The 11,714-nt window shown below is 62.6% G+C and carries 9 protein-coding genes and 1 pseudogene; 7 read left to right on the top strand and 3 right to left on the bottom strand.

The annotated features are described in order from the left end of the window. The first annotated feature begins 21 nt into the window (after positions 1-21). Positions 22-882, top strand: a complete 861-nt coding sequence (locus QJT78_RS08220) for a prephenate dehydratase (protein ID WP_014498246.1) — start codon at positions 22-24, stop codon at positions 880-882. Positions 883-913: 31 nt separating this feature from the next. On the opposite strand, the gene QJT78_RS08225 is transcribed toward QJT78_RS08220, so the two are convergent. Beyond that, positions 914-1,930, bottom strand: coding sequence for an LLM class flavin-dependent oxidoreductase (locus QJT78_RS08225; protein ID WP_028148353.1), 1,017 nt, complete (start codon positions 1,928-1,930; stop codon positions 914-916). A 401-nt stretch (positions 1,931-2,331) separates the two neighbouring features. Here QJT78_RS08225 and metF point away from each other — a divergent pair, with 401 nt between their 5' ends. The 4 genes from metF (at position 2,332) to QJT78_RS08245 (ending at position 8,604) form a co-directional block, all read left to right on the top strand. Beyond that, positions 2,332-3,273, top strand: coding sequence for a methylenetetrahydrofolate reductase [NAD(P)H] (gene metF / locus QJT78_RS08230; protein ID WP_028148352.1), 942 nt, complete (start codon positions 2,332-2,334; stop codon positions 3,271-3,273). Positions 3,274-3,279: 6 nt separating this feature from the next. Further along, complete coding sequence (gene metH, locus QJT78_RS08235) at positions 3,280-7,128, top strand: methionine synthase (protein ID WP_028148351.1); 3,849 nt, start codon at positions 3,280-3,282, stop codon at positions 7,126-7,128. Positions 7,129-7,723: 595 nt separating this feature from the next. Continuing rightward, positions 7,724-7,855, top strand: coding sequence for a hypothetical protein (locus QJT78_RS08240; RefSeq protein ID WP_256478428.1), 132 nt, complete (start codon positions 7,724-7,726; stop codon positions 7,853-7,855). A 56-nt stretch (positions 7,856-7,911) separates the two neighbouring features. Continuing rightward, positions 7,912-8,604: a hypothetical protein gene (locus tag QJT78_RS08245; RefSeq protein ID WP_240537478.1), complete on the top strand. Its 693-nt coding sequence runs from the start codon at positions 7,912-7,914 to the stop codon at positions 8,602-8,604. Between the two features lie 12 nt (positions 8,605-8,616). On the opposite strand, the gene QJT78_RS08250 is transcribed toward QJT78_RS08245, so the two are convergent. Next, a complete protein-coding gene (locus QJT78_RS08250; protein WP_028148349.1) occupies positions 8,617-9,246 on the bottom strand; it encodes a glutathione S-transferase family protein in 630 nt (209 codons plus the stop codon). A gap of 125 nt (positions 9,247-9,371) precedes the next feature. Between QJT78_RS08250 and QJT78_RS08255 the strand changes: the two genes are divergently transcribed. Both QJT78_RS08255 and QJT78_RS08260 read left to right on the top strand, forming a co-directional pair. Beyond that, a complete protein-coding gene (locus tag QJT78_RS08255; RefSeq protein WP_240537477.1) occupies positions 9,372-9,533 on the top strand; it encodes a hypothetical protein in 162 nt (53 codons plus the stop codon). Positions 9,534-10,397: 864 nt separating this feature from the next. Beyond that, a complete protein-coding gene (locus QJT78_RS08260) occupies positions 10,398-10,712 on the top strand; it encodes a helix-turn-helix transcriptional regulator (protein ID WP_028148348.1) in 315 nt (104 codons plus the stop codon). A 510-nt stretch (positions 10,713-11,222) separates the two neighbouring features. Here QJT78_RS08260 and QJT78_RS08265 read toward each other — a convergent pair. Beyond that, positions 11,223-11,714: pseudogene (locus QJT78_RS08265) on the bottom strand (IS3-like element ISRj2 family transposase); the annotation flags it as partial.

Consider the following 11,714-nt stretch of genomic DNA (forward strand, 5'->3'; position numbering starts at 1 on the left):
GCCGCTGTTACAAGGCCGATCATGAGCAAGCTGAAAATCGCATTCCAGGGCGAGCCTGGGGCAAATTCCCACATCGCCATCGTCGAGGCCTATCCCGACGCCGAGCCGATGCCCTGCGCCACCTTCGAGGACGCGCTGTCGGCGATCTCGTCGGGCGAGGCCGATCTCGGCATGATCCCGATCGAGAATTCGGTCGCGGGGCGCGTCGCCGACATCCATCACCTGCTGCCGGCCTCCGGCCTCTTCATCATCGGCGAATGGTTTCTGCCGGTCCGCCATCAGTTGATGGCGGTGAAGGGGACGAAGCTCGAGGACATCAAGAGCGTCGAGAGCCACGTGCATGCGCTCGGCCAGTGCCGGCGCATCATCCGCAAGCTCGGCATCAAGCCGATCGTGCACGCCGACACCGCCGGCAGCGCCCGCGACATTTCCGAGCGCAACGACAAGGCCGTCGCCGCGATCGCCTCGCGGCTTGCGGCAAAGATCTACGGCCTCGACATCCTGGCCGAGGACATCGAGGACGAGGCGCACAACACCACGCGCTTCGTGGTGCTGGCGCGCGAGCCGAAATGGGCGGCGCAGGGCTCGGGGCCGCTGGTCACGACTTTTGTATTTCGGGTGCGCAACTTGCCCGCTGCGCTCTACAAGGCGCTCGGCGGCTTCGCCACCAACGGCGTCAACATGACCAAGCTCGAAAGCTACATGGTCGACGGCAATTTCTTCGCCACGCAGTTTTATGCGGACGTCGACGGCCACCCTGAAGACAAGGGACTGGCGTTCGCGATCGAGGAGCTGAAATTCTTCTCGCGCGAATTCCGCATCGTCGGCGTGTATCCGGGGCACCCCTTCCGCGCGACATTCAGCGAAACGCAGCAGGATTGATTGGCCACCCTCCCCTGGAGGGTAGGGTAAGCTACGCCGCGGCCGCTTTCAGCCCGAACGCCTCCGCCAGCAGCGAATACGACTTCTTGCGCGCGTCGTGATCGTACACGGCCGTAATCACCATCAACTCGTCCGGTTTGCTCGCATCGATCAACGGCTGCAGCTTCTTCTGCACCGTCGCCGGATTGCCGACGAAGAGGCGCGAACGGTTGCGCGAGATCGAAATGCGCTCGGCGTCCGTATAGGGATAGACCAGCGCCTCCTCGACACTCGGCAGCGGCAGATATTGCCCGCGGTCGCGGCGCAGGCGATTGAGATCGAACGAGGTGGCGAGCTTTTCGGCCTCCTCATCCGTGTCGGCCGTGATGACGGCGACGGCGAGGATCGCGCGCGGGCTCGCGCTCCAGGCCGAGGGCTGGAAACGGTTGCGGTAATGCACCATCGCATCGATCGCGTCATGGGATGCGAAATGATGGGCGAAGGCGAAGCCCATGCCGACCTGCGCGGCGAGCTCCGAGGAATAATCGCTGGAGCCGAGCAGCCAGATCGGCGGCAGCTTGGTGTCGTCGGGCATCGCGACGACGTTGTTGTAGGGATGCCCTGCGGGAAATTCGCGGGTCTCCCACAGAATCAGTTCATGCAGCCGCTCCAGGAAGTCGTCGCCCTCGCGGCGGTCGAGACGGCTGCGCAGGGCGTAGGCGGTGGCGCCGTCGGTGCCGGGGGCGCGGCCGAGACCGAGATCGATGCGGCCGGGAAACAGCGCCTCCAGCATCTTGAAGCGCTCGGCCACCACGAGCGGGGCGTGGTTGGGCAGCATCACCCCGCCGGAGCCGACGCGGATGTGCTTGGTCACCGCCGCGATCTGCCCGATCATCACGTCGGGCGCCGGGCTCGCCACCGAGGCAAGGTTGTGATGCTCGGCGAGCCAGTAGCGGACATAGCCAAGCCCATCGACATGGCGCGCCAGATCGATGCTGTTGCGCAGCGCCGCGGCGGGTTTTGTACCTGTGGTGACGACGGAGAGGTCGAGGACTGAGAGCGGGATCATGGCGCGCTAAGGTAGTGAAGGCCGGCGCAGCGGCAATGGGCAGACTGCGCAGGTCTGGCGTGTGCGGGCCGCGAACCCGCACGGCAAAGGCTGGTTTAGGCGATGGGACAAGATCTGACAAAGCGACGCGGTCTTCACATTACCCACAACCCATATTTGCTGTTGCTCGCTACCTTAACTACTACAATTAATTGATTTTTATGATATTTTTATATAGGCGCGCGCTTCCCACTCACCCCCCTCACCCGTACAATATTTCCACTATGCCCAGTGAAAGTGGGCCACTTCCCATCTTCGATGGGCTGTCGAGTGCAGCCGCTTTGGCTTATCTTGGCCACATCCAATCGAGACCTGACTGCCGGCCGCCGAAAGCCGGACGAGCCCCTGGAGTGAGTGGTGCCATGACCGATCTGACGACGCCTGCCCGAGCCGAAGGGCAAGACGGGCACCTCCAAAACGGGCACCTCTCCTCGAAGCGGCCTGCGATCTCCTTCGAGTTCTTTCCGCCCAAGACGGAAGAGATGGAGCGCAATCTCTGGGAGACCATCAACCGGCTCGCCCCGCTCGACCCGAAATTCGTCTCCGTGACCTATGGGGCCGGCGGCTCGACCCGCGAGCGCACCCATTCGACCATCACCCGCATCCTCAAGGAAACCGCGCTGCTGCCGGCCGCGCATTTGACCTGCGTCGGCGCCTCGCGCGGCGAGATCGACGAGATCGTCGACCGCTATCACGAGGTCGGCGTCCGCCACATCGTCGGCCTGCGCGGCGATCCCGCCGGCGGCATCGGCACGCCCTATTCCAGCCATCCCGACGGCTACCAGAGCTCAGCCGACCTCGTTGCGGGCATCAAGAAGCGCCACGGCGACATCGAAGTCTCCGTGTCCGCCTATCCCGAGAAACACCCTGAAGCGCGCGACTTCGACGCCGACATCGACACGCTGAAGGCCAAGGTCGATGCCGGTGCGACGCGCGCGATCACCCAGGTGTTCTTCGATAACGACCTCTATTTCCGCTACCTCGACCGCGTCCGTGCCCGAGGCATCGACATCCCGATCGTGCCCGGCATCATGCCCATGCACAATTTCAAGCAGGCCCGCAATTTCGTCACCCGCGCCGGCACCTCCGTGCCGGATTGGCTGGCGGAGAAATTCGAGGGCCTCGACGACGACGCCGAGACCCGCAAGCTGGTGGCCGCGACGGTTGCCGCCGGCCAGGTGCAGAAGCTGGCGAAGCGCGGCGTCGACACCTTCCATTTCTACACCATGAACCGCGCCGATCTCGTGTTCGCGATCAGCCATTTGCTCGGCATCCGCGCCAAGAGCGCGCAGAAGGCGGCTTAAGACACAATGACCGTAACTCCCTCTCCGAAGCGAACTGCCCTGCTCAATGCCGCGCGCGAGCGCATCCTCGTGCTCGACGGCGCCATGGGCACGATGATCCAGAACCTGCAGTTCGACGAGGCCGCCTTCCGCGGCGAGCGCTTCAAGAATTTCCATCGCGACCTGCGCGGCAACAACGATCTGTTGATCCTGACCCAGCCGCAGGCGATCGAGGACATCCACGCCGCCTATTTGCGCGCCGGCGCCGACATCGTCGCGACCAACACCTTCTCGACCACCTCGATCGCGCAGGCCGACTACGACCTCACCGACATCGTCTACGAGATGGCGCGCGAAGGCGCCCGCCTCGCCGGCAACGCCGCAAGGCGCGTCGAGGCCGAGGACGGCAAGCCGCGCTTCGTTGCCGGTGCCATCGGCCCGACCAACCGCACCGCCTCGATCTCGCCCGACGTTTCCAATCCCGGCTACCGGGCCGTCACGTTCGACGATTTGCGCAAATCCTATGGCGAGCAGATCAACGGCATGCTCGACGGCGGTGTCGATCTGCTGCTGGTCGAGACCATCTTCGACACGCTGAACGCCAAGGCGGCGCTCTATGCGATCGCCGAGATCACCGAAGAGCGCGGCATCGACGTACCCGTGATGGTGTCGGGCACCATCACCGACAAATCCGGCCGCCTGCTGTCGGGCCAGATGCCGGAAGCGTTCTGGAATTCCGTGCGACACGCAAAACCCGTCACCATCGGCTTCAACTGTGCGCTCGGCGCCGAAGACCTCCGCGCCCACATCGCCGACATCGGCCGCGTCGCCGACACGCTGGTGTGTGCCTATCCGAACGCCGGCCTGCCCAACGAATTCGGCCAGTACGACGAGACCCCGGAATACATGGCGCGCCTGGTCGGCGAGTTCGCGCGCGATGGCCTCGTCAACATCGTCGGCGGCTGCTGCGGCACCACGCCGGACCATATCGCGGCGATCGCGGCGGCCGTCGCCCCGCACAAGCCACGCGTCGTGCCGGAAATCGAGCCTCGCTTGAGGCTCTCCGGCCTCGAGCCGTTCATCCTGACGGACGCCATCCCGTTCGTGAACGTCGGCGAGCGCACCAACGTCACCGGCTCCGCCCGCTTCCGCAAGCTGATCACCGCCGGCGACTACACCGCCGCGCTGCAGGTCGCCCGCGACCAGGTCGAGAACGGTGCGCAAATCATCGACGTCAACATGGACGAGGGGCTTCTGGATTCGGAAGCCGCGATGGTGACCTTCCTCAACCTCGTCGCCGCCGAGCCCGACATTGCCCGCGTCCCCGTGATGGTCGATTCCTCGAAATTCTCGGTGATCGAGGCCGGCCTGAAATGCGTGCAGGGCAAGCCGGTCGTCAATTCGATCTCGATGAAGGAAGGCGAAGAGAAGTTCATTCACGAGGCGAGGATCGCCCGGCGCCATGGCGCAGCCGTGGTGGTGATGGCGTTCGACGAGGTCGGCCAGGCCGACACGTTCGCGCGCAAGACCGAGATCTGCAAGCGTGCCTACAACATCCTGGTGGACCGCGTCGGCTTCCCGCCGGAAGACATCATCTTCGATCCGAATATTTTCGCGATCGCGACCGGCATCGAGGAGCACAACAATTACGGCGTCGACTTCATCGAGGCGACGCGCTGGATCCGCCAGAACCTGCCGGGCGCGCATATTTCCGGCGGCGTCTCCAACCTGTCGTTCTCGTTCCGCGGCAACGAGCCGGTGCGCGAAGCCATGCACTCGGTGTTCCTGTATCACGCCATCAAGGCGGGCATGGACATGGGCATCGTCAACGCCGGACAGATGATCGTCTATGACGACATCGATGCCGAGCTGCGCCAGGTGTGCGAGGACGTCATCCTCAATCGCGACCCCGGCGCGTCCGAGCGCCTGCTGGCACTTGCGGAGAAATTCCGCGGCAACAAGACCCAGACCAAGGAAGCCGACCTCGCCTGGCGCGAATGGCCGGTGGAGAAGCGGCTGTCGCATTCGCTGGTGCATGGGATCACCGAGTTCATCGAAGTGGACACCGAGGAGGCCCGCAAGGCATCCAAGCGTCCGCTCGACGTGATCGAGGGACCGCTGATGGCCGGCATGAACGTGGTCGGCGACCTCTTCGGCGACGGCAAGATGTTCCTGCCGCAGGTGGTGAAGTCCGCCCGCGTGATGAAGCAGGCGGTGGCCTGGCTGATGCCGTTCATGGAAGAAGAGAAGGCCCGCAACCTCGCCAACGGCATCGGCACCGAAGGCTCCTCGTCCGCCGGCAAAATCGTGCTCGCGACCGTCAAGGGCGACGTCCACGACATCGGCAAGAACATCGTCGGCATCGTGCTCCAGTGCAACAACTTCGAGGTCATCGACCTCGGCGTGATGGTGCCGGCCGCAAAGATCGTCGAGACCGTGAAGGCGGAGAAGGCCGACATCGTCGGGCTATCAGGCCTGATCACGCCCTCGCTCGACGAGATGGCGTTCTTCGCCGGCGAATTGCAGCGCGAAGGCTTGAAGCTGCCGCTCTTGATCGGCGGCGCCACCACGAGCCGCGTGCACACGGCGGTCAAGATCGACCCGAGCTATCGCGCCGGCCCCGTCGTCCACGTCAACGACGCCAGCCGCGCCGTCGGCGTCGCCTCCTCGCTACTCTCGCCCGAGAAGCGCGAGGCCTACGCCGCCGAGGTGCGCGCCGAATATGCAAAAATCTCGGACGCGCATCTGCGCGCGCAGGCCGACAAGAAGCGCCTGAAGCTCGCGGCCGCGCGCGCCAACCGCGTGCCGGTCGACTTCGCCGCGAACAAGCCGGTGAAGCCGACCTTCTTGGGCATCCGCAGCTTCGACGATTACGATCTCGCCGAGCTCGTGCCCTATATCGACTGGACGCCGTTCTTCCAGACCTGGGAGCTCGCCGGCCGCTTCCCCGCCATCCTCGACGACGCCAAGGTCGGCGAAGTCGCGCGCTCGCTCTATGACGATGCGCGCAAGATGCTCGACCTGATCGTCAGGGAAAAATGGTTCCGGGCGCGCGCGACGGTCGGCTTCTGGCCGGCAAATGCGCAAGGCGACGACATCGTGCTCTATGCCGACGAAAGCCGGACCAGGCAGATCGCGACGCTGCACACGCTGCGCCAGCAGCTCGAGAAGCGCGAGGGCCGGTTCAACGCCGCGCTCGCCGACTTCGTCGCGCCCGCCGGCGTGCCAGACTATGTCGGCGGCTTCGTCGTCACGGCCGGCATCGGCGAGGACGTGGTCGCCGACCGCTTCAAGATGGCCAATGACGACTATTCCTCGATCCTGTGCAAGGCGCTGGCGGACCGCCTCGCCGAGGCCTTCGCGGAACGCATGCACGCCCGCGTGCGCCGCGAGTTCTGGGCTTATGCACCGGACGAGGCGCTCTCCTGCGACGATCTGATCCTCGAGAAATACCAGGGCATCCGCCCAGCGCCCGGCTATCCCGCGCAACCCGATCACACCGAGAAGGCGACGCTGTTCGAGCTGCTCGACGCGGAGGCGACTGCCGGCGTGAAGCTGACCGAGAGCTTTGCGATGTGGCCGGGCTCGTCCGTATCAGGGCTCTATTTCGCGAACCCCGAGAGCTATTATTTCGGCGTCGGCAAGATCGAGCGTGACCAGGTCGAGGACTATGCCGCACGCAAGGGCATGACGGTGGCCGAGACCGAGCGCTGGCTCGCGCCGGTGCTGAACTACATCCCGTCGCAGCAGACCGACAAGGCCTTCGCGGCGACACCCGCGAACGACGAGACGTCGAAGGACCTCGCCTCGCATCCGCCCGGCTGCACCTGCGCGGTGCATCTCGTCTGGCAGAAGAAGCGCGCGGGGGCGGGGTAGGCCCCGCCTTCGCTTCCCAAGACTAAAAAGTGAAAACAACCCCATGCATAGTAGAGGTGGGGTTGAAAGTCTTGAGGAATTTCGGTCTTACCGAAACGGCTTGCTCCGTCGGGCAAAACACCGGTAATATTCCATCATCGCCTGCCGTGCCGATGGATGCCACACGCGCGTCCCCATCCTCCCCTGGAGGGGGATTTCGCATGCAGCGAACCGGAATGCGGACCGAGGTGGGTGACGGTCTCTCCGCGTGAACACTACCCGTGTTGAGAGGTCACCCCACCCCGCTCGCGCTTCGCGCGAACGACCCTCCCCCTCCAGGGGAGGGTAGAGACCTCGCTCCTTCGGCGGCGCCGGCGGCTGCACGATCTCCCTGGACGGCGCCTGCGCCTCGCAACAACCGACAGTGCGCGACGCAAAGAGCGGCCTGCTCCTTTCTGACACACCACCAGGACGAGGCGCGGTCCGGAATTCGGCTCACCGGCAATTTCGCGCAGGAACCGGGCGGTGTGAACTCGTTCACTTGTCCGCTCAACCTTGATTCGATACTCTGTCGGCCTACTACCTTCAAACCGATGGTTTGCTTGGGATCGAGCATATGAACCAGTTCATTGCACTGTTCGTCGCCGCGATCGCCCTTGTCGTGCTGCCCACGATTGCCGCGGCTGACTGTCCGAAAGGCTACGTGCCATGCGGCGAACGAAACCAGTTGTGCTGCCCGCGAAAGTAGCAAGTCGCAAATGGCTTTGGCTTGGTAGCCTCGTCTTTGTCGCGATCGGTCTGGTGATGGTTGCAGCCTGGGTCGGGTTCCCGCGAAAGAAACAGACGATTGCGGCCATCCTCTCCGAGACCGGATATTTCGAGGTGGTCCCGCCGAGCACGTTCGGCGGTCCCGGCACCATCAACACGATCGAATATCTGAGCAATGGCCGGCTGGAGCTGCATCCGACCTGCGATGTCGACCCCACGCTGCTGGCCGACAAGATCCGGAAATCACCGACCGTGGACCGGGACCTGAAGCAGTCGCTCGAGAAGAATCTCGACGTGTCCGCACAGGTCAGGGACAAGCTGTCGGCGGTCGCCGGAATGCAGCAAGTTGATTCAATTCACCTCAAGCTCGAGAACGCCAACATTCTCCTGATTTCCGACGAGTCGCTGATATCGACCCGCAATGCATTGCTGAAGGCCGAATGCGAGGACGCGATCGCCCTGAACCTTTCGAGCGGCGGAGTGGTCTGCCAGACGCGGTCCGTGCTGGAAGCCGACGTCGTCTACGAGATCAAATATCACAACACGATTTCGATGGAGGAGCGGGCCAAGCTGACATCCGAGATCGCGGCGAAGCTCGAGCTGGACGCACACCAGGGATCGGACGACAAGGTGTCCGGCTCTCAATTGTTCTTCGGCATAAGGCTGTCGCCAAATCCGATCGTCCTGAAGTCCGCAGCGGGTGAGATCAAGCCCTGTAACAGGAGATAGGACGGCGCGCTTTCACCCCTTCGGCGGGGCCAGCGGCTGCACGATCTCCCCGAACGGTGCCAGCGCCTCGCAGCGTTCGGCGTGTGCCGACAGCGCCGGATAGCGCGACGGCTCGAACAGTTGCGGATGCGCTTCGCGGGTGAAGCGAACGACGCAGGCAACCGCAATGTCGGCGTGGCCGATCCGGCCGCCCAGCCAATACGGCGTCGTCACCCCGGCGCGTTCGGCTTCGAGCACTTTCAGCACGTCGGTGATCTGCGCCTTGCAGCGCTCGACCCACAGCGCAAGCTGCTTCTTCCGCAGCACGCGCTCATAGAGCAGGCTCACCGCCTTGTCGCCGAGACCGGAGGCGAGTGCGCAGATGCGTAAATGCTTTCGCCGCTCGGCGCCGCCGCGCGGCAGCATCGCCTTGTCCGGCCCGACGAGCTCATCGAGATAATCGAGGATGATCGTGCTCTCGATCAGCGCCTCGCCATCGTCGAGCACCAGGGTCGGCACGCGGCGCAGCGGATTATACGGCGCGATCTTGTCGGCATCGCCGAAGGTGGACCATGGCCGGTGCTCAAAGGCGAGGCCGTAGAGCCGCAGCGCGATCGCGACACGGCGGACGAAGGGGGAGTCGTATTGGCCGATCAGGAACATGATTTTTGCTCACTCGTCATGGCCGGGCTTGACCCGCCTGCGGGGCCGATGCCCCTTCGGCGCGGCGTCGGCAATCGATCTGTCCTCAGATTAGAAAGCGATGGATGCCCGGATCAAGTCCGGGCATGACGGATTGGAACCGGGGCAACATACGTATGCAAAATCTTCATCCTTGTTTTCTCGCAGTCGCCCTCGCGACAACCGCCGCCCACGCCCAGGACCGCCCGATCGGTTTCCAGACACTGTCGAAGAACATCGCCTGCCTGTTCTTCATCGATAAGGGCTAGGGCGTACTCCGCTGCGACCTCATGAACATTGAGAGCCGCCTGCGTCGCCCCGTCGATTGCGAGCTCGACTAGGGCCCTGCCTTCGAGATGAGCGCAAGGGCAGCGTGGGCCGCATCTGCGCCGGCGACACCGTGATGGACGCCTCGCTTCCGGTCCTCGCCTAATGGCCAGGTGTGGCAACGCACGGGATTTCGCATGCCGATCGGAGCAGACGGCGGTGACGTGCTTCAACGCCATGCAGCACGCTGGCGCGGGCGGAGCAAAGGGTGGTTTGAAGAAGGCTGTAAGACGCCCGGTTCAGTCGAATCGAATCAATTCCCCAACGACATTTCAAAAACAAACGCAACAGAGAATTTTGTTCGCTGACAGCGAACTTCTATTGCCGGCGACAAGCGAATCACAGCTTATCGGCAGCATCGATGTTGATTGGGAGATAGGTTGCCAATTGTTGGAGGGCCACAAGCCACTCCGTGGGAGGTTTGAAAGCCTCCTGTCCGATTAGCCAGCGCGCAGTGCGTTGGGGCTAGGGGACGCGCCCGACGACTAGGCGCGTCCTAAGTGCAGTATAGGGGTCAAAGCCGTTCTCCTCCTACTCTCTTCCCATGGCGACAGGTTGAACATTTTGTTCAACCGGCGAAGAGGGAGAATGCCAATGGAAACATTGGATCAACTCGAAAGGGAACGGCGGCAGTCGAAACCGAGACGGTCTGCGTTAGCAAAGCAGCTTCGCCGCCCGTCTACAGTAAGAGCCTTGGTTGGAATTGGAATTCTGCTGACAAAGTTAGTCCAGCTCGGAATTCTGATCTATCGAGCTCTAAGGGAATAGATGCCGCCCCTATATTTGTAATCCGAGAGGAAGCGGGGATGTTAGGCGAAGCGTTACGCCTGTTGCGAACTTTTCATGACCTCAACCAAACGGAAACCGCGCGACGTCTAGGAATATCGAAATCATACTTGTCTGAAATTGAGAGCGAGGAAAAACAGCCCACTCTTGCGCTTCTCGAAAAATACTCAGTCGAGTTCGATATCCCGATATCATCAATCATGTTCTTCGCGGAGTCAGTAGGCAGTAATACTCCATATGAGGCCGCACGAAGCATGGTCGCACCAAAGATCGTAAAGCTACTCAAATTCATCGAAGAGAAAACCGATGGAAAGCGGCCCAAAAGGCGCAAATAAACGGCTGTCTTACGCAGTTGATCAGTCGCCACTCTATCGACTGAGAAGTCATCGCAAGCTAGCAGCCCTCCTTGGTATTTCAGTTCTCGACTTGCGCAAACTCCGCCATTCGCAGGAAATGTACAGGGAGTTTGATCTACCAAAGAAAGGGGGAGGCAGCCGTCGCATTGAGAATCCCGCTCGCAATCTCAAACGCACTCAAGCAAAGTTGGCTCGGCTCCTTACTCGAATTGATCCGCCAAATTATCTGTATTGCCCCGTCAAAGGACGGTCATATATTTCCAATGCGGCTCAGCACCTAAATAATCGTGTTGTCCGCTGCCTCGACATTAAGAAGTATTTTCCTTCCACACCGTCGCATCGGAGAGCTGGCCCCGGTTGTTTGGACAGCGCCCCGCTGGATTTAAGTGGATTCCTGCCGGGTTATGCTGAACGCGGGGCTTTACGGTTTTGTCGTTGCGTCGGGAGGGCGTAGCCCGACCAGAGCGACGACAAAACCGTCGGCGACGGTCATGCGGCCATCACCATAGCTTGCGTGCCGAAGTAAGCCTCGTCGGGCGTGCGCCCGTCAAGGCTCGAGTGAGGGCGTCCCTGATTGTAGAAGGCCAGATACTTGGCAATTGACGCTCGCGCCTCGGACACGCTGTCGTAGGCGCGGAGATAAACTTCTTCGTATTTGACCGTGCGCCAGAGCCGCTCGACAAACACGTTGTCGCGCCAGGCGCCCTTGCCGTCCATGCTGATGGCGATCTTCGCGTCCAGCAGCACATCGGTGAACTCGAGGCTGGTGAACTGGCTGCCCTGATCCGTGTTGAAAATCTCGGGCCTGCCGTGCTTCGCCAACGCCTCCTGGACCGCTTCGACGCAGAAGGCCGCCTCCATTGTGATCGAGACGCGATGGGCCAGGACCCGTCGGCTGAACACATCGACGACCGCCGCGAGATAGACGAAGCCACGCCGCATCGGAATGTAGGTGATGTCCATTGCCCACGCATGGTCGGG

The organism is Bradyrhizobium sp. Mp27 (assembly GCF_029953005.1).
Classification (GTDB): Bacteria; Pseudomonadota; Alphaproteobacteria; order Rhizobiales; family Xanthobacteraceae; genus Bradyrhizobium; species Bradyrhizobium barranii.